This window comes from Citrobacter tructae (genome assembly GCF_004684345.1).
Taxonomy (GTDB): Bacteria; Pseudomonadota; Gammaproteobacteria; order Enterobacterales; family Enterobacteriaceae; genus Citrobacter; species Citrobacter tructae.
Genome location: NZ_CP038469.1, coordinates 2,362,337 through 2,383,202, shown reverse-complemented (window position 1 = coordinate 2,383,202; position 20,866 = coordinate 2,362,337). Strand labels below are relative to the sequence as shown.

At 52.4% G+C, this 20,866-nt stretch carries 23 protein-coding genes and 1 tRNA gene; 14 read left to right on the top strand and 10 right to left on the bottom strand.

Annotated elements, in window-relative coordinates; genetic code table 11:
• Position 1 precedes the first annotated feature (1 nt).
• The 8 genes from E4Z61_RS12215 (at position 2) to dinB (ending at position 6,427) form a co-directional block, all read left to right on the top strand.
• The gene (locus E4Z61_RS12215; protein ID WP_135323001.1) at positions 2-319 is read left to right on the top strand and encodes a flagellar protein FliT; all 318 of its coding nucleotides are present in this window, start codon (positions 2-4) and stop codon (positions 317-319) included.
• Positions 316-1,491 (top strand): flagellar hook-length control protein FliK, encoded by a 1,176-nt coding sequence (locus tag E4Z61_RS12210; RefSeq protein WP_135323000.1) that lies wholly within the window; start codon positions 316-318, stop codon positions 1,489-1,491. The genes E4Z61_RS12215 and E4Z61_RS12210 overlap by 4 nt, the downstream gene beginning before the upstream one ends.
• A 7-nt stretch (positions 1,492-1,498) precedes the next feature.
• Positions 1,499-1,969, top strand: coding sequence for a flagellar basal body-associated FliL family protein (locus tag E4Z61_RS12205; RefSeq protein ID WP_135322999.1), 471 nt, complete (start codon positions 1,499-1,501; stop codon positions 1,967-1,969).
• Positions 1,970-1,989: 20 nt separating this feature from the next.
• Entirely contained in the window at positions 1,990-2,706 is a 717-nt protein-coding gene (locus E4Z61_RS12200) for a FliA/WhiG family RNA polymerase sigma factor (protein WP_135322998.1), read from the top strand.
• Between the two features lie 29 nt (positions 2,707-2,735).
• On the top strand, positions 2,736-3,599 hold the full coding sequence (motA, locus tag E4Z61_RS12195) for a flagellar motor stator protein MotA (protein WP_135322997.1): 864 nt from the start codon (positions 2,736-2,738) through the stop codon (positions 3,597-3,599).
• 2 nt (positions 3,600-3,601) lie between these two features.
• Positions 3,602-4,600 (top strand): putative lateral flagellar export/assembly protein LafU, encoded by a 999-nt coding sequence (gene lafU / locus E4Z61_RS12190; protein WP_135322996.1) that lies wholly within the window; start codon positions 3,602-3,604, stop codon positions 4,598-4,600.
• Positions 4,601-4,657: 57 nt separating this feature from the next.
• The gene (locus E4Z61_RS12185) at positions 4,658-5,305 is read left to right on the top strand and encodes a DNA primase (protein WP_135322995.1); all 648 of its coding nucleotides are present in this window, start codon (positions 4,658-4,660) and stop codon (positions 5,303-5,305) included.
• A 66-nt stretch (positions 5,306-5,371) separates the two neighbouring features.
• Positions 5,372-6,427, top strand: coding sequence for a DNA polymerase IV (gene dinB / locus E4Z61_RS12180; RefSeq protein ID WP_135322994.1), 1,056 nt, complete (start codon positions 5,372-5,374; stop codon positions 6,425-6,427).
• Positions 6,428-6,479: 52 nt separating this feature from the next.
• Here the strand turns inward: dinB and pepD are convergent, their stop codons facing one another.
• Positions 6,480-7,937 carry a cytosol nonspecific dipeptidase gene (gene pepD, locus E4Z61_RS12175; protein WP_135322993.1) on the bottom strand — a complete coding sequence of 486 codons (1,458 nt, stop codon included), beginning with the start codon at positions 7,935-7,937 and terminating at the stop codon, positions 6,480-6,482.
• Between the two features lie 261 nt (positions 7,938-8,198).
• Between pepD and gpt the strand changes: the two genes are divergently transcribed.
• The 3 genes from gpt (at position 8,199) to crl (ending at position 10,460) form a co-directional block, all read left to right on the top strand.
• A complete protein-coding gene (gpt, locus tag E4Z61_RS12170) occupies positions 8,199-8,657 on the top strand; it encodes a xanthine phosphoribosyltransferase (protein WP_115259349.1) in 459 nt (152 codons plus the stop codon).
• 99 nt (positions 8,658-8,756) lie between these two features.
• Positions 8,757-10,001, top strand: coding sequence for an esterase FrsA (frsA, locus tag E4Z61_RS12165; RefSeq protein ID WP_135322992.1), 1,245 nt, complete (start codon positions 8,757-8,759; stop codon positions 9,999-10,001).
• Between the two features lie 57 nt (positions 10,002-10,058).
• Positions 10,059-10,460 carry a sigma factor-binding protein Crl gene (gene crl, locus E4Z61_RS12160; RefSeq protein ID WP_135322991.1) on the top strand — a complete coding sequence of 134 codons (402 nt, stop codon included), beginning with the start codon at positions 10,059-10,061 and terminating at the stop codon, positions 10,458-10,460.
• 56 nt (positions 10,461-10,516) lie between these two features.
• Here crl and phoE read toward each other — a convergent pair whose 3' ends face one another.
• On the bottom strand, positions 10,517-11,572 hold the full coding sequence (gene phoE, locus E4Z61_RS12155) for a phosphoporin PhoE (protein WP_135322990.1): 1,056 nt from the start codon (positions 11,570-11,572) through the stop codon (positions 10,517-10,519).
• Positions 11,573-11,861: 289 nt separating this feature from the next.
• Between phoE and proB the strand changes: the two genes are divergently transcribed.
• The 3 genes from proB (at position 11,862) to E4Z61_RS12140 (ending at position 14,420) form a co-directional block, all read left to right on the top strand.
• Complete coding sequence (proB, locus tag E4Z61_RS12150) at positions 11,862-12,965, top strand: glutamate 5-kinase (RefSeq protein ID WP_135322989.1); 1,104 nt, start codon at positions 11,862-11,864, stop codon at positions 12,963-12,965.
• Between the two features lie 11 nt (positions 12,966-12,976).
• Positions 12,977-14,230, top strand: a complete 1,254-nt coding sequence (gene proA / locus E4Z61_RS12145) for a glutamate-5-semialdehyde dehydrogenase (protein ID WP_135322988.1) — start codon at positions 12,977-12,979, stop codon at positions 14,228-14,230.
• Between the two features lie 114 nt (positions 14,231-14,344).
• Positions 14,345-14,420: transfer RNA gene (locus tag E4Z61_RS12140), tRNA-Thr, on the top strand.
• Positions 14,421-14,631: 211 nt separating this feature from the next.
• On the opposite strand, the gene E4Z61_RS12135 is transcribed toward E4Z61_RS12140, so the two are convergent.
• The 8 genes from E4Z61_RS12135 to hyaC all read right to left on the bottom strand — a co-directional run bounded on the left by E4Z61_RS12135 (position 14,632) and on the right by hyaC (position 20,864).
• Complete coding sequence (locus E4Z61_RS12135; protein ID WP_135322987.1) at positions 14,632-15,168, bottom strand: tetratricopeptide repeat protein; 537 nt, start codon at positions 15,166-15,168, stop codon at positions 14,632-14,634.
• Positions 15,169-15,402: 234 nt separating this feature from the next.
• Entirely contained in the window at positions 15,403-15,492 is a 90-nt protein-coding gene (cbdX, locus tag E4Z61_RS12130) for a cytochrome bd-II oxidase subunit CbdX (protein ID WP_135322986.1), read from the bottom strand.
• 13 nt (positions 15,493-15,505) lie between these two features.
• Positions 15,506-16,642: a cytochrome d ubiquinol oxidase subunit II gene (appB, locus tag E4Z61_RS12125; protein WP_135322985.1), complete on the bottom strand. Its 1,137-nt coding sequence runs from the start codon at positions 16,640-16,642 to the stop codon at positions 15,506-15,508.
• Between the two features lie 11 nt (positions 16,643-16,653).
• On the bottom strand, positions 16,654-18,198 hold the full coding sequence (gene appC, locus E4Z61_RS12120; RefSeq protein WP_135322984.1) for a cytochrome bd-II oxidase subunit 1: 1,545 nt from the start codon (positions 18,196-18,198) through the stop codon (positions 16,654-16,656).
• 89 nt (positions 18,199-18,287) lie between these two features.
• A complete protein-coding gene (locus tag E4Z61_RS12115) occupies positions 18,288-19,145 on the bottom strand; it encodes a hydrogenase expression/formation protein (RefSeq protein WP_135322983.1) in 858 nt (285 codons plus the stop codon).
• Positions 19,142-19,546, bottom strand: coding sequence for a hydrogenase-1 operon protein HyaE (gene hyaE, locus E4Z61_RS12110; protein ID WP_135322982.1), 405 nt, complete (start codon positions 19,544-19,546; stop codon positions 19,142-19,144). The genes E4Z61_RS12115 and hyaE overlap by 4 nt, the downstream gene beginning before the upstream one ends.
• 5 nt (positions 19,547-19,551) lie before the next feature.
• Positions 19,552-20,133 carry a hydrogenase 1 maturation protease gene (gene hyaD, locus E4Z61_RS12105; protein ID WP_135322981.1) on the bottom strand — a complete coding sequence of 194 codons (582 nt, stop codon included), beginning with the start codon at positions 20,131-20,133 and terminating at the stop codon, positions 19,552-19,554.
• Positions 20,130-20,864 (bottom strand): Ni/Fe-hydrogenase b-type cytochrome subunit, encoded by a 735-nt coding sequence (gene hyaC, locus E4Z61_RS12100; RefSeq protein WP_135324933.1) that lies wholly within the window; start codon positions 20,862-20,864, stop codon positions 20,130-20,132. Before hyaC ends, hyaD begins: the two co-directional genes overlap by 4 nt.
• Positions 20,865-20,866 lie beyond the last annotated feature (2 nt).

The window sequence follows — 20,866 nt, the reverse complement described above, 5'->3', positions numbered from 1 at the left end:
GATGGAAAGGCAGCAGCAGCAACAGCAGCTCTATGCTCTGGTCGATGCGATGAATGAAGCGCTGGATAAAAAACGCTGGCGGCGGTTGCCTGCGCTGCATAAGCAGGTAATGCGCGTCTTTCATGAATATGAAGCATGGGAAACAGACGTGACCGCGCTACACGAAGTGAAAACCCACATGCGAAGGGCGTTTTCAGACCTGATTGAGCGACGTGAGCGGCGCGCGGAAGAACTCAAAACGCGCATGGATAAACATCAGCAACATCAGGAAGGAATGATGGCGTATTCAATGGTTAATTTAATTTCGGAGAAGGCATGAACCCTGTATTACTGGCTTCGGCCAGTGCGTTGGCAGAGGCGACACCGGAGAAGGCCTCTATTTCGGCCCCGGTAACCACTGAGAGTGGCAGCACATTTTCTTTACCGCAGGAAGGACTTAATCCTGTGGCGGAACGTCTGCTTGGTGCAAAAGTGAAGCAACAGGCTGTCGAGCATCAGCCCGACGATACCAGTCCTGCGGCTATGCAGGCGCTTCTGGCCATGTTGCTTGCACAACCTGCTCAATCCGCTGCGCCATCTGGTTTACAGAAGCAGCCTGACGGTGAAATGCTGAAAATGCTGGCGCAGGTGCAGTCAGGTGGCTCTGGGGCTCCTCTCCTCCGCCAACTGGTGAGTGCGATGGCACAGCAAGGAGAAAGAGATCATGCGACGTCTGCTTCACATAACGCGCCGGATTTACCTTCATTGCCACCTAAGCTGCAGGGATTATTGACCGCATTAACCCAGGATATGCCGCAGGCAACACCTGAGCAGCAGGCAACACTGGCCACGTTTTCTGCCCAGAATTTACGGGCTATCACCCCGGAGAAAATAACACCGTCAACCATGCAGCAAATTTCCGCTCGCGCGAAAGCAGAGGAAAGTGGATTTCCTCGTCCATTGGCGGGGAAAAAAACGGATGGTATTACGGGCACTCAACCCATTTCCGCACAGAACTTGCTCAATACGGCAGTACAAGGGAACCAACCGGTTAACCCCCTTGCTGACCGCAATGTCGTCACAACACAGATTTCTACTCCTGTAGAGCTGTCTCCGGATGAGATGGGGGAGAAACTGACCGCACTGCTGAAAGATCGGATCCAGTTTCAGCTCGGCCAGCAACAGCAAATTTCGACCATTCGTCTTGACCCCCCCTCGCTTGGCAAACTGGAAATTGCCGTCCAACTGGATGCGGGAAAACTGATGGTACACATCGGGGCAACTCAGAGTGATGTCTGCCGATCGTTGCAGCAATTTAGCGAGAACCTACGCCAGCATCTGACGGCACAGAACTTCATGGAAGTGAATGTACAGGTGTCTTCCGAAGGACAATCGCAACAGCAGCAGAAACAGCAGCAGTCAGGTCATCAGCAGGATGAGGTGACGTCGGCATTAGTGCTCAATGACGAACCTCAATTTCAACGGAATGAATCCGTTTTGATCAAAGTGTAAAAGAAAAATGAAGAAAATCGTTATCGCATGTGTGATCAGTTCCGTCGTTGCTCTGAGTATTGCGGGTGCAGCAGGGTGGGGCATTTATCATTTTATGGCTAAGGGAACGATGGTTGCGTCAGAGAAACCTGCTGATGAAGCCGAAGAAAGCCAGGATGAAACCAGCAGTATTTTTGTCTCCTTACCAGAAACGGTAGTCACACTTCATGATAGTGAAGGCCAAGATCATTATATGTTGGCTGAATTAGTGATGGTTGTGGATTCAGATAAAGATGCTGACAAAATAAAGAAAGAAGAACCCTTATATCAAAGTATTACTGTCGATCAACTCTCCGATATGAAATATGAAGAGGTTCGATCTTTAAAAATATCGGAAATCAGAACGATGGTTTCTAATACGCTGAAAAAAGAATTAACAACTCGAAAAATGGCTACACCGTATAAGGATATTTTGGTGAAAAAAGTCGTGTTTCAATAGGCGACGAGCCAGGAAATAACATGATACAGGATGCTTACGAGTCAGATGACTTTAATGCGACACCCGTGCTAACACCACAACAGGAGAGCCATTACTTACAGGCTTATCTTCCTTTGGTGCGCAAAGTGGTACGTCAACTTGCGCCGCAGTGTACCTGCGTTATGGACAGGCAGGACATGGAGCAAACGGCACTGATGGGATTGTTGAATGCGATTCGCCGTTACGGTTTGCCAGATGAAGGCTTTGCAGGCTATGCGGTACACCGCATACGCGGCGCCATACTGGATGAGTTGCGCAGTCTCGACTGGCGACCTCGCCAGTTACGGCAAAAATATCATCAGATTAAAGATCTGATTCGTGATGCGCGCACAAAACTAGGCCATGAACCCGGATGGGAGGAACTCTCTCAGCTGGGTTTATCGTCTGAAGATTATCAGGAATACCAACAGCTGGAAGGTGCCGAAACGCTGGCCAGCCTGGATGAAATGCTGAGTGGGGAAATGCCAATTGCCCCGCTGGAAGGGCGAGGTCTTGAGGAGCAAATTGTCACTCAGGAAATGCTAAGACACGCCCTGAATCAACTCAGTGAAAAAGAGGGGCTCGTGCTCTCAATGTATTACCAGCACGATATGAATTTAAAAGAGATCGCGCTGGTGTTGGGGCTAACTGAAGCCCGAATTTGTCAAATGAATAAAAAAATCACGCAGAAGATTCGTGATTGTTTATATCCAGACTAACAATTCCGAATCGAAATGCGGAGGATCTAATGCAAAAGATTTTTGGTTTACTAGTGGTTGTCGGCTGCGTATTTGGTGGCTATTTTGAGGCGGGTGGGCAGTTAATTGCGATTTGGCAACCGGCGGAGATTATCATTATTATCGGTGCAGGTTTGGGTGCCATGATTATTGGTAACCCGATGCATGTGCTGAAAGAGATCGTCCACCAAATTAAAGGGGTGATCAGTAAAAAGAAAATGGGGCCAGAATTTCAGCGCCAGTTACTGATGTGCCTGTATGAACTGCTGGAAATGGTACAAAACGGCGGTCTGCGTATGTTGGATCAGCATATTGAACAGCCGGAAGAAAGTACCATCTTTCAAAAATATCCTCTGGTGCTAACGCAGAAACGCCTGGTGACGTTTATCGCGGATAACTTCCGTTTAATGGCAATGGGCAAAATTGATGCTCATGAACTGGAAGGCATTCTCGATCAGGAACTCGATACGGCTGAAGAGTCGCTATTGACGCCTTCACGTTCGTTACAGCGTACCGCAGAGGCAATGCCTGGATTTGGTATTTGCGCGGCAGTGCTTGGGATTATCATCACCATGCAGTCTATCGATGGTTCGATTGCGCTTATCGGTTTAAAAGTGGCCGCCGCGCTGGTGGGGACTTTTTTGGGGGTGTTCATCTGTTATTGCCTGATGGACCCGCTGGCGAACGCCATGGAACAGCAGGCCCGGGCTGAGCACTCTCTGCTGGAGTGCGTGCGTACTGTGCTGGTAGCACAAGCGGGCGGTAAGCCGACTCTGCTGGCGGTCGATGCAGGTCGTAAACTTCTTCATCTGGCTTCTAAACCCACTTTCGCTAATCTGGATGCGTGGGTTAATGCGATGCTGGAGCAAGAATAAGCATGAGGAAGGGGCCAAATCGCCGCGATCGCGGCGCAAAGACCACCATTATCCGGCGGCAAATTAAAAAGAATCATGCAGGTCATCATGGCGGTGCATGGAAGGTCGCATTTGCCGACTTTACGCTGGCGATGATGGCGTTATTTATGACGCTTTGGATTGTGAACAGCGTCAGTAAGGCCGACCGCGAAAATATCGTGGCGGCGCTGCATGGTCAGTCGATCTTTAACGGTGGCGGTATGGCGCCATTAAACAAGCTGGGCAAGCAGCCGATAGCGCCGGGAGCCCAGCAGAAAAACGTCGCACGCAATAAGCTGGATAAAACGACACGCCCACAAGAGACCGCACAGATCACAGAAGAAAACGCCAAAAAGGCGATGGATGTGAATGAGAAAACGGTGTTACTGAAGCAAAAATCGGCGCGTGAATTGGGAGAACTGGCCACCAATATTAACGTTATTGCCCGCAATGCGCATATGGAAACCAACCTCGAAATGGAGATCGTACCCCAGGGGCTTCGTGTACTGATCAAAGATGACCAGAACCGGAACATGTTTGAACGCGGCAGCGCAAAAATCATGCCGTTCTTCAAATCGCTGCTGGTTGAGCTTGCTCCCGTATTTGATTCTCTGGACAACAGGATCGTCATCACCGGACATACGGATGCGATGAGCTACAAGAGTAACCTCTACAATAACTGGAACCTTTCTGGCGACCGCGCATTGTCGGCGCGTCGAGTGTTGGAAGATGCCGGCATGCCACAGGATAAAGTCATGCAGGTCAGTGCCATGGCGGACCAGATGCTGTTGGATACGAAAAACCCTGAGAGCGCAGGCAACCGACGTATTGAGATCATGGTATTGACGCAAAGTGCGTCTGACACGCTGTATCAATACTTTGGTCAACACGGAGAGAAGGTCGTGCAGCCGTTGGTGGATAAGCTGGATAAAAACAAGCAGGTGACTTCCTTACACCAACAACCTACTCCAGCCCCGCATTAATTTTATTCCCTGTCCCCCACGCAACGTGGGGGCATATTATCTCATCAGGAAGGCAATGTGATAAATGTAAACCATATAATTCCATTGGATATTCATGACGATAGCATTACGGACCTAGCCTGCCAGGGTGTGCATTTCGATAACGTTTCAGGTATCTGGTACACCGAACCTCATGAGCTAAATGGGGCGCTCCATGATTATGTTTACAGCTCCGACAGTTTTAATATTGTCGCTCCTTACTACCTGGTTATTACCTCAAAGATGCACTGCTGGAACTGCCATCAGATTACCCGTATCCATGGGGTAATGTTTACCCGATTTATTAAGAAAAATCAGGATGGTGAAGGCTGGCAATCGGTCAGGCGTAATACCTTTCTGTTCCATATTAATGCGCTGCCAGAAGAGATCATTAAGAATATCAAAGCCAGCAATTACTTCCTGGATAAGAGTAAAACAACCGGACTACGCTACTGGATGAATCACTGCGAAATTTGTGGTGAACGTCTGGGGGACTACGAGCTTTTCTGCGTCGAAGATGATGCTTTTCGCCTGATGACGATTGAAAAATTGCTGCGGGCAAATGTGCGAAAAGTGAATAAGCTGTTTGTCAGTACGGCAGGCAATCCCGCAGAGCATGCGCCAAAGGACGTCGTGCGTTACCTGTGTGATGCCCGTTTCGTGATGAATGGGCCAGCACCAGCGTAAAGCACATTGAGGCTTCTCACTGTATAAAAATACTGTATACTTAAACAGTGTTGTAGAGAGGTGGCTATGCGCAAAATCATACATGTCGATATGGACTGCTTTTTCGCGGCGGTAGAAATGCGCGATAACCCCGCCTTGCGTGATATTCCCATTGCTATAGGCGGCAGTCGGGAACGCAGAGGGGTCATCAGCACCGCCAATTACCCCGCGCGAAAATTTGGTGTACGTAGCGCAATGCCCACGGGGATGGCGCTTAAACTGTGCCCACATCTCACCTTATTACCTGGTCGCTACGAGGCTTATAAAGAAGCCTCGCGCCAAATTCAGGCGATTTTCTCACGCTACACTTCGCTTATTGAACCTCTTTCGTTGGATGAAGCCTATCTGGATGTGACCGACAGCCCCCATTGTCACGGCTCTGCCACGCTGATGGCGCAGGAGATCCGCCAGACGATTTTTAACGAGCTACAGCTCACCGCGTCTGCGGGAATTGCGCCAGTGAAGTTTCTGGCAAAGATCGCCTCCGATCTTAACAAGCCCAACGGGCAATATGTGATTACGCCCGATGATGTGCCGGAATTTATCAGAACGTTGCCGTTGGGGAAAATTCCTGGCGTCGGCAAGGTTTCCGCCGCCAGGCTGGAATCCATGGGATTACGCACCTGTGAAGATGTGCAAAAGTGCGACCTGGCGATATTGCTTAAGCGCTTTGGTAAATTTGGTCGGGTGCTGTGGGAGCGCAGCCAGGGCATTGACGAACGGGATGTGAACAACGACAGGCTGCGCAAATCCGTTGGCGTTGAGCGCACGCTGGCCGAGGATATTCATGAGTGGCCAGAGTGTGAGGCGATTATTGAGCGGCTTTATCCGGAGCTGGAGCGGCGTCTGGCAAAAGTAAAACCGGATTTATTCATTGCCCGGCAGGGTATTAAATTAAAGTTTAATGATTTTCAGCAGACCACGCAGGAACACGTCTGGCCGCGCTTAAGTAAAGACGACTTAATTTTTACAGCACGCAAAACCTGGGACGAGCGTCGGGGAGGACGAGGCGTGAGGCTGGTGGGATTACACGTTACGCTGCTGGATCCACAGCTTGAACGACAACTGCTGTTAGGGCTGTGACCCGGATGTATTGCCGAATGGCGTAGCGCCATCCGGCATTTAGTGCAGAGACTTACTTCGCCGGAATAGACTTCAGCAGTTCGGTCAGCAGGGTCCAGTAATGGCCGACGCTTTCAATATGAACCTGCTCATCCGGGGAGTGCGGACCGGTGATGGTTGGCCCGATGGAAACCATGTCCATTTCCGGATACGGTTTCTTGAACAGACCACATTCCAGACCGGCGTGGATAATCTGGATGTTCGGCGTCTTGTTGAACAGGCGCTGATAGGTTTCACGAACCAAGTGCATCACCGGAGAGTTCGCATCCGGCTGCCAGCCAGGATACGCGCCTTTGGCTTCCGTTTTGGCGCCAGCCAGCTTGCCCAGAGAATCCAGCATGCTCACGACATAGTCTTTACCGCTGTCGATCAGCGAGCGAACCAGGCAGTGAATCTGCACGTTGTCGTCAGTCATGGTGACAACGCCGACGTTAAGAGAGGTTTCCACCACGCCTTTGGCCACGTCTGAATTGCGGATCACACCGTTTGGTGTGGCGTTCAGCAGGCGAACAAAAGTATCACGAGACTGCGCGGTCAGCGCGGCTTTGTCGTTAGCTACGGCATCCAGCAGCAGCGCCAGATTCTTCTCTTTTGCTGCCAGCTCGTTTTTCAGGATTTCCTGATAAGTGCTGACCAGTGCTTTTAACGCATCAACTTTGTCTGCGGCAACGGCAAGGGTGGCGAAGGCTTCACGCGGGATCGCGTTGCGCAGCGTACCACCATTGAAGTCAACCAGGCGTAGATCCAGCTCTTCAGCATGGCCTGCCAGGAAGCGTACCAGCAGCTTGTTGGCGTTACCGAGGCCGACGTGGATTTCACCGCCAGAGTGACCGCCTTTCAGGCCTTTTAAGGTCAGCTTGAAGCTCTGGAAGCCAGCCGGAATTGCTTCACGCTCGAGCTTCAGATTAGAGGTAAAGTCGATACCCCCCGCACAACCCATATAGATCTCACCTTCTTCTTCGGAGTCGGTGTTGATCAGAATATCCGCCTGCAGCCAGTTAGCCTGCAGACCAAACGCACCGTCCATGCCCGCTTCTTCGGTCATGGTCAGCAGTACTTCCAGCGGGCCGTGAACCACGCTGTCATCAGCCAGAACGGCCAGCGCAGAGGCCATACCGATGCCGTTATCCGCACCCAGCGTGGTGCCACGGGCTTTCACCCACTCGCCGTCAATATAAGGCTGGATAGGATCTTTGGTGAAGTCGTGTACGGTATCGTTGTTTTTTTGCGGCACCATATCCAGGTGCGCCTGCAGAACGACCGGCTTGCGGTTTTCCATTCCTGCGGTAGCGGGTTTGCGAATCAGGATATTACCGACCTGATCGCGCTCGACGTGGAAACCTTTCTCCTGGGCCCAGCTCAGAATGTGTTCAGCGAGTTGCTCTTCATGGTAAGACGGATGAGGAATAGAACAGATTTTAGCAAAAATATCCCACAGCGGTTGCGGGGATAATTGAGACAGTTCAGACACGTTGAGTCTCCTTGGCGATGTCCTGTAAAACTTGCTTACAGTCCACGGGGTTAGCAGAATTAAAAACATCACAAGCCAGGCTTGCGCGATGCGATCGAGAATACCACTTTCTCTGCTCACGGCTAGCAAAAAGCATGCAAAAAGAGGCGCGGATTCCGCGAAACACTGGTTTTTAGCGCGTCAGATCTCTATAATCTCGCGCAACCTATTTCCCCCTCGAACACTTTTTAAGCCGTAGATAAACAGGCTGGGATACTTCACATGAGCGAAAAATACGTCGTCACCTGGGACATGTTGCAGATCCATGCACGTAAACTGGCGAGCCGCCTGATGCCTTCTGAACAATGGAAAGGCATTATTGCCGTTAGCCGTGGTGGTCTGGTGCCGGGTGCACTGCTGGCGCGTGAATTGGGTATTCGTCATGTCGATACCGTATGCATCTCCAGCTACGATCACGACAATCAGCGCGAACTGACCGTGCTGAAACGTGCCGAAGGTGACGGTGAAGGTTTCATCGTAATCGATGACCTGGTTGACACCGGTGGCACCGCAGTTGCGATTCGCGAAATGTACCCTAAAGCGCATTTCGTCACCATCTTCGCTAAGCCGGCAGGTCGCCCGCTGGTGAATGATTATGTGGTTGATATCCCTCAGGATACTTGGATTGAGCAGCCGTGGGACATGGGCGTCGTATTCGTTCCGCCAATCTCTGGTCGCTAATCTAAAAAGTTTTCAACGCCTGGCTATGCCGGGCGTTGTTCTTTTTCGTCTCCATCGGGTTACACTATGCCTTAGTGAGTACTCATGGAGGCCGTAATTATGTCACAGGCTAACCTCAGCGAAGTCCTGTTTAAACCCCGCTTCAAACACCCTGAAACGTCAACGCTGGTTCGTCGATTTAATCACGGCGCGCAGCCGGCTGTGCAATCTGCCCTGGATGGCAAAACAATTCCGCACTGGTATCGCATGGTGAATCGCCTGATGTGGATCTGGCGTGGCGTCGATCCGCGCGAAATCCTTGAAGTGCAGGCGCGTATCGTGATGAGCGAAGCTGAGCGCACGGATAAAGAACTTTATGACACGGTCATTGGCTATCGTGGCGGCAACTGGATTTACGAGTGGGCGAAGCAGGCAATGGACTGGCAGCAGAAAGCCACTGTGGAACAGGACCCGCAAATTAGCGGGCGTCACTGGCTGCATGCCTCTACGCTGTATAACATTGCGGCGTATCCGCATCTGAAAGGCGACGATTTAGCTGAACAAGCACAGGCTCTGGCGAATCGCGCGTATGAAGAGGCGGCTCAACGCCTGCCTGGCACCTTGCGCGAGATGGAGTTTCCTGTTGCTGGTGGCTCGCCGATCACGGGTTTTCTGCATATGCCAAAAGGCGACGGCCCGTTCCCGACGGTGCTAATGTGCGGTGGTCTGGATTCCATGCAAACGGACTACTACACCCTATATGAGCGCTATTTTGCTCCGCGCGGCATTGCCATGTTGACGCTGGATATGCCTTCGGTTGGGTTCTCATCAAAATGGAAACTGACTCAGGATTCCAGCCTGCTGCATCAGCACGTATTAAAAGCGCTGCCTAATATTCCCTGGGTCGATCACACCCGCGTGGCTGCATTTGGTTTTCGCTTTGGCGCTAACGTGGCGGTACGACTGGCGTACCTGGAATCTTCGCGTCTGAAAGCGGTGGCGTGTCTGGGGCCAGTGGTTCATGCGCTGCTCAGCGACCCACAGCGTCAGGCAAGCGTACCGGAAATGTACCTTGATGTGCTGGCCAGCCGTCTGGGCATGCACGATGCCTCCGACGACGCTCTGCGCGTCGAACTCAATCGTTATTCATTAAAGGTACAAGGCCTGCTGGGCCGACGTTGCCCAACGCCGATGCTGTCAGGGTTCTGGAAAAACGATCCGTTTAGCCCGGAAGAAGAGTCCCGCTTAATCACATCGTCATCTTCTGACGGTAAGCTGCTAGAGATCCCGTTCAACCCGGTGTATCGCAATTTTGATAAAGCACTGCAAGAAATAACCGGATGGATCAGTCATAGATTGTGTTAATAGATTGCTAAATTTTATTGATTTGGTAAAACAGTTGCTTCACCTAAGGAGATCGCAATGACGTTACCGAGTGGACACCCGAAAAGCAGATTAATCAAGAAATTTACCGCACTTGGCCCTTACATCCGGGAAGGGCAGTGCGAAGATAATCGATTTTTTTTCGATTGTCTGGCTGTTTGCGTCAACGTGAAACCCGCTCCGGAGAAACGTGAATTCTGGGGCTGGTGGATGGAGTTAGAAGCACAGGAAAAACGCTTCACGTACAGCTACCAGTTTGGTTTGTTTGATCAAGACGGCAACTGGACTGCCGTGCCGATCAAAGAGACTGAAGTGGTAGATCGACTGGAGTACACCCTACGTGAGTTTCATGAAAAATTACGTGGGTTGCTAACGTCGCTCAATCTGGCACTGGAGCCTGCGGACGGCTTTAAGGATCAGCCGGTTAAATTAACGGCATAGTGAACAGCAAAATGCCGGATGGCGGCGCAACCCCATCCGGCATTTTTTATGCTAAATCAGAACTGATAAACCATACCGACAGCAACGATATCATCATTGTTGATGGCCAGCTTATTATCGCTATCCAGCTGGTTGATTTTATAATCAACAAACGCCGACATATTCTTGTTGAAATAATAGGTCGCGCCAACGTCGATATAATTCACCAGATCTTCATTGCCGATGCCTTCAATATCTTTGCCTTTCGACAGCACATATCCCAGGGATGGACGCAGACCAAAGTCAAACTGGTACTGAACTACCGCTTCGACGTTCTGCGTTTTATTAGCGAAGCCACCGGAAATTGGCGTCATATTGCGCGTTTCAGAGTACATCGTCGCAATATAGATGTCGTTGGCATCATATTTAAAACCCGTCGCCCAGGCTTCGGCTTTATCACCCGTACCGCGAGCTTGCAGATTCTGCTGGTTGGTACGATCGGAGTTGGTATAGGCACCGCTGATGGCGAAATCGCTGCCGCCAAAATCATAGGTTACAGACGTACCAAAACCATCGCCGTTTTGTTTTTTCACATCGCGATCCTGGTTTTTACCCTGATATTGCAAGGTGAGATCCAGTCCATCGATGACGCCGAAGAAGTCGGTGTTGCGGTACGTCGCCAGTCCGCTGGCGCGTTTGGTCATAAAGTTATCGGTCTGCGCGGAAGAGTCACCGCCGAACTCTGGGAACATATCGGTCCACGCTTCCACGTCGTATAACGCACCCAGGTTACGACCGTAGTCGAAGGAACCGAGGTTTTTCAATTTCAGGCCCGCGAAGGCCAGACGTGTTTTTTGCTGGTTGGAATCGCTTTCGGCTTTATTACCGGCGAACTCGGCTTCCCAACGACCATAACCCGTCAGTTCATCGTTAATTTGCGTTTCGCCTTTAAAACCTAAACGGATATAGCTCTGGTCGCCGTCTTTGCTGTCGTAATCCGTCATGTAATGCATGGCTTTAACTTTGCCATACAGATCCAGTTTATTACTGTTCTTGTTATACACTTCCGCTGCCTGTACGGATGCCGACGTAACAATCCCCATCACCACTAATGCCAGAGTGCTCTTTTTCATTTTCATTCCTGATTAAAAGTACGCGCTAATATCTACTGGGTGTGATCCCCGTTAAAAGACAGGAGGGTTTTTAACGTCTGGCAATGAACGTTTTATGACAAAGTAAGAATATTTTTAAAAAATGATGTTTATTTGTTTCTGTAATAAAAGCATCAAAATTTGCCGTTACGCTTGCTGATCCTGCGCAATAAAATTCCATGCTTTGTGCGCTGGCTGTTGGCAACCGGAGCCAGTCCTGCTAAAACGTTCGTTTGATATCATTTTCCCCAATCTTGAATGGCAGAGAATCATGAGTGACAGCCAGACGCTGGTGGTAAAACTTGGCACCAGTGTGCTAACGGGCGGATCGCGCCGCCTGAACCGTGCCCACATCGTAGAACTGGTCCGCCAGTGCGCGCAGCTACATGCCGCAGGACATCGTATTGTTATTGTTACTTCGGGCGCGATTGCCGCCGGACGTGAGCATCTTGGTTACCCTGAACTCCCGGCAACCATCGCCTCTAAACAGCTGCTGGCGGCGGTAGGGCAGAGTCGACTGATTCAACTGTGGGAGCAACTGTTCTCCATTTACGGTATTCATGTCGGGCAGATGCTGCTGACGCGTGCGGATATGGAAGACAGAGAGCGTTTCCTCAACGCCCGCGATACCCTGCGTGCGCTGCTGGATAACAACATCGTTCCTGTCATCAATGAGAACGACGCGGTGGCAACCGCCGAAATTAAAGTCGGTGATAACGACAACTTGTCGGCGCTGGCGGCAATTTTGGCTGGGGCCGACAAGCTGCTGCTGCTCACCGATCAGCAGGGGCTGTTTACTGCTGACCCACGTACCAATCCGCAGGCCGAATTGATTAAAGACGTCTACGGGATTGATGACGCGCTGCGGTCTATCGCTGGAGATAGCGTTTCTGGTCTGGGAACCGGCGGTATGGGCACCAAACTGCAGGCGGCTGACGTGGCCTGCCGTGCCGGTATCGACACCATTATTGCCGCAGGCAGCAAGCCTGGTGTGATTGGCGATGTGATGGAAGGTGTTTCCGTGGGAACGCGTTTTCATGCCCAGGCTTCTCCGCTGGAGAACCGCAAACGCTGGATTTTCGGTGCTCCGCCTGCCGGGGAAATTACTGTTGATGAAGGCGCAACCTCCGCCATTCTGCAGCGCGGTAGCTCGTTGCTGCCAAAAGGCATTAAAAGCGTGACAGGCAACTTCTCTCGTGGTGAAGTGATTCGTATCTGCAATCTTGAAGGGCGTGATATTGCCCACGGCGTGACCCGCTATAACAGCGACGCGCTGCGCCGTATTGCCGGACACCACTCACAACAGATTGACGCGATCCTCGGCTATGAATATGGCCCGGTTGCCGTCCATCGCGATGACATGATCACCCGTTAAGGAGCAGGCATATGCTGGAACAAATGGGCATTGCTGCCAAAGCTGCGTCATACAAACTGGCGCTACTCTCTAGCCGCGAAAAAAACCGCGTGCTGGAAAAAATTGCTGATGAACTGGAAGCACAAACGGAAAGTATCCTCAGTGCGAACAAGCAGGATGTCGATCAGGCGCGGGACAACGGTCTGAGCGAGGCAATGCTTGACCGTCTGGCGCTGACCCCGGCGCGTCTGAAAGCCATCGCCGACGACGTACGTCAGGTGTGTAACCTCGCCGACCCTGTGGGGCAGGTGATTGACGGTGGCCTGTTAGATAGCGGACTGCGTCTGGAGCGTCGTCGCGTCCCGCTGGGCGTAATTGGCGTGATTTATGAAGCTCGTCCTAATGTAACGGTTGATGTTGCCTCCCTGTGCCTGAAAACCGGCAATGCGGCGATCCTGCGCGGCGGGAAAGAGACTTACCGTACTAATGCTGCAACAGTGGCAGTGATTCAGAAGGCGCTGGAAGCCTGTGGCTTACCAGCCGCGGCCGTACAATCGATTGATAACCCGGATCGTGCGCTGGTTACTGAAATGCTGCGTATGGATAAGTATATCGATATGCTGATCCCGCGCGGCGGTGCGGGTCTGCACAAGCTATGCCGTGAGCAGTCGACGATCCCGGTAATCACTGGCGGAATTGGTGTCTGTCATATCTATGTGGATGACAGCGCTGAGATAGCACCGGCGCTGAAGATAATTGTTAACGCTAAAACCCAGCGTCCAAGTACCTGTAATACCGTTGAAACGCTGCTGGTGCATCAGAATATCGCTGAGCGTTTTCTGCCTGCGCTGAGCCAGCAGATGGCAGAAAGCGGTGTAACGTTACATGCAGACGAGGCGGCGCTGGCATCACTGCAAGCGGGACCAGCCAACATAGTGGCGGTTAAAGCGCAAGAGTACGACGATGAGTTTCTGTCGCTGGATCTGAACGTGAAAATCGTTACCGATCTGGATGATGCCATTGCTCATATCCGCGAGCACGGCACCCAGCATTCCGACGCAATTCTGACGCGTGATATGTACAATGCCAACCGCTTCGTTAACGAAGTCGATTCGTCAGCGGTGTACGTTAACGCCTCCACCCGTTTTACCGACGGCGGCCAGTTTGGTCTCGGTGCGGAAGTGGCGGTAAGTACGCAAAAATTACATGCACGTGGCCCGATGGGACTGGAAGCACTGACCACCTACAAGTGGATCGGCTTCGGTGACGACACAATTCGTGCATAATTAAGACCGGGTGATGCAAAAATAGGCGTTTGATTCGCAAGGCCATTGACGCATCGCCCGGTTAGTTTTAACCTTCTACCCCGTGTTCATAGTCGTGGGCATGTCTTTATCAGTGCCGATATAGCTCAGTTGGTAGAGCAGCGCATTCGTAATGCGAAGGTCGTAGGTTCGACTCCTATTATCGGCACCATTTCAAACGCTTCCCAAGTCTACTTAAATAAACGTAAAGCCCTTGTTTTGCGGGTGCTGATGTTTGTCTAAATCTCCAGGGTTAACCAGACTCCGCCGACGTCACGTTACTGTTAGGGGCGTATGAAGGGGCCTTCTGTGTTTGGTTCAGGCAGAACCCCCAATGAAGTTAAACACCCACCGTTGCCGCTGATTTCGCGCTCCTCTCTGGCTTATGACTCTGGGTGCCCGTCGATCGCTGCTTTAAGGTCACGATACTCTTCGCAGTGGGTGCCGCAGAGGCTTTTAATAGTAGCCAGTTCCTGTTTCGCCAGATCGGGACGGCCTTTAACCATCCATGCCTCACCAAGATATTCGCGCACTTTGGCATAGTGAGGATCAAGGGCTATCGATCGTTGATAATAGCTAATCCCTTCATCCGTACGGCCCAGTTTGCGCGTGGCATAGCCACGATAGTTCCAGGCCTCACGCGTGTTGGGCTGCTGCAAGGTATCGAGTAAATTGATAGCATCCTGATAGTGGCCGGTTTTTGCCAGGTGATACGCATACTGCGTTTTATCCTGATCGTCGATCATACTGCTTTTTTCTGGCAAACAGTTTTTGGTTTTGTTGTCGTATACCTGACCCTTCGGACATGTTGGCGTCGTGGTATCGTCATTCCCCATGGCGCTTGTCGAAGCTGAATAGAGCAGCCCGCTTGAGACCAGACAAATCAGCGGCAGTAAATTCGTAGCGAATTGCATTTTCATGATCCCGTCCTGTGAGTGTGTGAAAGGGATTGCGACATGCCGTAAACAACACAGTGCATGCTTTTATTCATTATTGATGTCATTAAATTGACTTGCCGTTTATTTTTTTGAGTGGTCCATTAAAACGGGTCAGCCCGATCCGCTATTTGAAAGCAACGTACTGATTTATAAACCATGCTGTGTAAATGAATAAAGAAAACCGGAGACAGTATATGACTCCCTCCGGATCCAGGACTATTTCTGACGTGACTCGAGCCAGACCATTGCCAGCGTGGAAAGCGCACACATCAACAGAATGCCGACAAACCAAAACAGGTACCACATCGTACAGTCCTCCCTAGTAAAGTTCGTGATGGTTGCGGCGGATCGTTTCTACATTGATGCGACCCAGCATCTTGTAATAACACCACAAGGTATAAAGTAGAATAATCGGTAGGAAAATCAGCACAATAACCAGCATGATACTGAGAGTCATCTGGCTGGAAGTACTGTCCCACACCGTCAGGCTGGAGAGTGGGTGCGCGCTTGAAGGCATGATAAACGGAAACAGGGTGATTCCGGCGGTGAATATCACACAGGCTTGAGTCAGTGAAGCAAACAGGAATCCCCCGACAACCCGACGGTGGACACAGGCATAGAGTGCCAGCATCGGGGAAATCATGCCAAGCAGCGGAATAATCAGCAGCAGCGGTGAATGTTCAAAGTGCGCCATCCACGCGCCAGGGAGTATCGCGACCGCTTTTAATAGCGGGTTGGATGGGCCATTAGGATCCTGACCAAGCAGTACATAGCCATCAATACTTACCCATAGCCAGTACCCGGCTATCAGGAAGCAAAGCACCACCAGCATAGCGCTACGGCTGGTAGCGGACAGCGCGCGCTGGCGAACAATGCCATCGGTTTTCAACTGTAGCCATACGCTCCCCTGCATAATGACCAGCATCAGGCTTAATGCGCCGCACAGCAGGGCAAAAGGAGAGAGTAACTGCCAGAAGGTACCGAGATATTGCACATGAAGCTGCGGCGTGAAGAGAAAAGGTACCCCCAAAAACAGATTGCCGAACGCGATGCCGAAGATCACCGGTGGCACCAGACTGCCGATCACTAACCCGGTGTCCCACATGGCGCGCCAGCGTGCATTGGCAATTTTACCGCGATAGTCAAAGGCCAGTGGGCGGAAGAAGAGGGCGCACAGCACCAAAATCATTGCCACATAAAAACCCGAAAATGCGGCGGCATAGACCCGAGGCCATGCGGCGAATAATGCGCCACCTGCGAGAATGAGCCACACCTGGTTACCTTCCCAGTGCGCCCCGACGCTATTGATCAGCACCCGACGTTCATCATCATTGCGCGCGATCAGCGGTAGCAGGCAGCCGACTCCCATATCAAACCCGTCAGTGACCATAAATGCCACCAGAATGATGCCAATCAGCAGCCACCAAATGAGCCGCAACGTTTCATAATCCAACATGATTGTCTCCTTTATCCCTGTTGTTGCGCCGGTTGTTGACGCTGCATCGCATCTGGACCAAGACGCGCGTATTTCTGCATCAGGTAGACTTCTGCAATTAAAAACAGGGTGTAAAGCGTCAGGATAAGCCCCATCGAGAAGGCCAGCTGGCCTGCGGTCACCGCGGAGTGGGCGTACCAGGTCGGCAAAATATCCTGAATTGCCCACGGCTGACGGCCAAACTCGGTCATAAACCAGCCTGCTTCAATGGCAATCCACGGTAGCGGCAGGCTCCACAGCGTCATGCGCAGCACCCAGCGATGCTGGTCGATACGCATGCGTAGGGTCTGTATCAGCGCAATTGCCATCACCATCAGTAGCAGCGAACCGCATCCAATCATTATGCGAAAGCTCCAGAACACCGGTGCCACTTGCGGGATCGCACCGAGCTGTGCGGTTTGATACTGCTCTGGCGTGACATGATTCATGTCAGGCGCGAAGTTTGCCAACAGGATGCCGTAACCCAGATCTTTTTCCACGTCGTGAAACGCCTTCAGCACTTGAGGTGTGCGGTTACCTTTGGCGATTTCCTGCATCAGCAGCCATGCTTCCCGACCCCGCTGCAGGCGGGGGAGCGCGTCCGCCATCAGGTTCTTCAGCCCCGGAACCTGCGTATCTAAAGAGTGGGTTGCCAGGATGCCCAGCAGGGCCGGTATCTTGACGGCAAAGGCGTTACGTTCTTGCTCCTGCTGTGGCCAGGCGATCACATGAAAGGGCGCTGGTGCTGGCTCGGTCTGCCATTCGCCTTCCATTGCCGCTAGTTTTACCGGCTGGCGTTGGGCGACCTCATAGGCTGAACTGTCACCCAGTTGCAGCGTGCCTAAGATAGCCAACGTGCCAAAGACGGAGCCCACCGCGAAGGAGCGCAGGGCGAACTCGCGATTTCGACCACTCAGCAGATACCAGGCGCTGATGGACATCACAAACATAGCGCCTGTGACATAACCGGACATCACGGTGTGCACAAATTTCACCTGGCTGATGGGGTTAAAAACCAGCTCGCTAAAGCTGCTCATCTCCATGCGCAGGGTATCAATATTAAAGTGAGCGCCGGTTGGATATTGCATCCAGCCGTTGGCGTTGAGGATCCACAGCGCCGAGATATTGGAGCCGAACGCCACCAGCCAGGTGACCATCAGGTGCTGGTACTTGGTTAAGCGTTGCCAGCCAAAGAAGAACAGCCCCACGAACGTGGATTCGAGGAAGAAGGCCAGCAAGGCTTCCATCGCCAGCGGCGCGCCGAAAATATCGCCCACATAGTTGGAATAGAGTGACCAGTTAGTACCGAACTGAAACTCCATGGTCAGGCCGGTCGCTACGCCGAGCGCAAAGTTAATCCCGAATAACTTTCCCCAGAAACGCGTCATATCACGGTAGACTGTTTTGCCCGTGACCACGTAAATGGTTTCCATGATGGCCAGCAAAAAAATCAGCCCCAGCGTCAGGGGAACAAACAGAAAATGGTACAGCGCGGTCAGCGCAAACTGCCAACGCGATAAGTCAATGACATCCCACATGCGAACTCCATCAGGCATTAGAGAGTGAATAGGTAAGGAAGAAAACGCCAGACCCGCAGCAGAAAATTACGCGGGTCTGAAGAGGGAGGTCAGGCTGGTGGGCCGGATGCCAGCCAGCCACAGACTTCATCCAGGCGCTGGAGCGAGTCGAGCAGATCTTCCGGTGCCGCCAGCACCAGTTCTGGCAAAGGGCAGATCTCATAACTCTCGAGCAGGTTCCCCTTCAGGGTATCCAGACAACGGACATGCCAGACATGACGTAATGCCGTGGAATCGATCTGGCTCTCGCCGTAGCCGATGGTGCGGATCTGGATACGACCTTCGCCGCAGAGACGGGCGAGAAACAGGCGATCCGCGTCGCTAATTGGGAGTTGGGTAAGATTGATGCTATGGGGTTGCGTTGCCGGATCGCGCACGTGCGCCAGCAATTCCTGGGCCAGCGTCAGCCCATTCATCAACCCGTTAACCGGCGGAGGCAGCAGGCTGTCGTCCGGCAGCGTATTCATGGTTGCCGCCTGCCACAGCGCCAGTGGCGCGCTGCCTGCTTCCAGATGTTCCACCCATTGCCCCCTGTCGTTCTGGCAACGCACACGCCAGATACCGCAGAAAATCGACTCTTGGATCTCGCTCGCTCTGCCGTCAGCATGCTGAATACGCACGGAAACTTCGCCTTCACCGAGCAGCGTATTAAGGAACGTGAGATCGTCTACATTGAGCGAGGATAAATCCCATCCCAGAACGTCCTGTCTTGCGGGAATGCGCCGTGTGAGCTGCTGACGGACATCGGCTAACAATGCCATCACCGCCGGGCTGTGCGGGCAGTTTTCCAGTGACGCCATGCTGGGGTCGCTGTGAACCTGGCAGGTGAGGGGTAAAGGATTCATGCTGAAACTGTCATCGTCTGGCTGCGTTCCTGGCCCCAGCAGATGAAAAAAGGAATCGCTCATCGTTCAGGCTCCGATGGTATGCGTTCTTCAACCAGAGGACGCATCAGGGTGAGTAGCTCGGCCCACGGGTGGATACCGTTGAGAATGCCGCGCAGTTCGCCGTGGATAAACACCAGCGTGGCCGGGAAACGGAATATGCCAAAACGATCGCCGATGGCCTCGCTTTGTTCGAGGTCAGCTATGGCGATGCGCCAGTCAAGCTGCGGAAACTCGCGCAGTAGCTCGGCAATCATCACCGGGTTGTCGCTGACTTCCGGTGTCCGGCGGGGATCGCTACTGAGCAGCACAACGCCATCGCTAGTGTGGGCTACCCAGTTGTCCAGTTCAGACGCGCGCAGCGGCTGCCAGCCACGCGCTAGCATACGTTGCCATAGTGCAGAAAATGGGTTGTCATTCAACATGTTGCTTATTCCTCCAGCGTCACGCGATACTGGCGAATGCGCACGCCTTCATAGTTTTCCATCGACAGGCATTCATAGTTCAGGCAACGCGTTTCATCGTTTGTCTGCGGCACAATGCCCCACGCGGCCAGTTGTGAAAGCGCAGCCTGTTCCGCTACCGGAAGCTGAGTGCGGGCGATGTCGGTCAGGCTGCCGCCATATTCGTCCAGTTGCACCGGTTGTAACCCCACCAGGGCGATGTGCTGGGGTAAATGACCGCGAATATCCGCCAGCGCCAGCACTTCGGAGAAGCTGTTCTGGTGCAGGCTCATTTTTTTGGCGCTGAGGTAACTGGGGACTTTTTCACCGTCATAGGTTTGCAGGGTACCCGGGGGGAGACCGTAGTCGATGGCGTCCAGCAGCAGCAAATGGCTGGCTTGCTCAACGTAGCCCAGCAGATTCAACCCCTGCGTACCACCGTCGACGATCTCTACGTATTCCGGCCAGTGATAATGGGCGTACAGTCGCTCGGCGACGCGAATGCCAAAGCCTTCGTCAGCCCACAGCAGGTTGCCTAAGCCCATCACAATGACGTGTGGTTCACTCATGACGCCTCCTTGTCGTGCTGACGTTTGGCAAATTTATGGCTGCGATAGCCGTTGACCATGGTGGAGATGACCGTATCGTCAGACATGATGTCCTCACGGATAGCCATATACACATGACCGATGATAAAAGCGGCAATGATCCACATTCCCAACCGATGCCAGCTGTGAATATCAATGGAGTTACCGCCCACCCAGTAGAAAAACTCCGTCACATAATTGAAGGGGGTAAAGATGGCGTACTGGCTATGCTCGCTGTATAAGGCAAAACCGGTGAGGATCATAAAAACGGAGAGCAGGAAATAGCCGAACATCGCCGCCTGTGCGACAGGGTTATGCCCGATATCGTCCCCCGGTTTTTTCTCCAGAAACAGATACCAGCGCACGACCGAAAACGCGCCCTGCCACCAGCTGCGACGCCAGACCGGCACGATAAACAGCTCGCGTGAATAGCGGTTACCGACGAAGGCCCAGTAAATGCGACCCAGCAGGATCACCGTGAACACCATCGCGGTGGCGAAATGTACCAGCCTGATGTCGCCCATGTAGAACAGATACGTGGCCTCGCCGCTGACCGACGGCAGCGGTCGGCCAATGAAGTATCCGGTCACCATCAACACTAACATGCAGCCGACCGTGAGCCAGTGCCACAAGCGGACCGGCGCTTCAAACACATAGTGGCTGACGGCGGTATCACGCGCCTCCCCGACGCTGGGGGATATCTTTCCAGTCATCA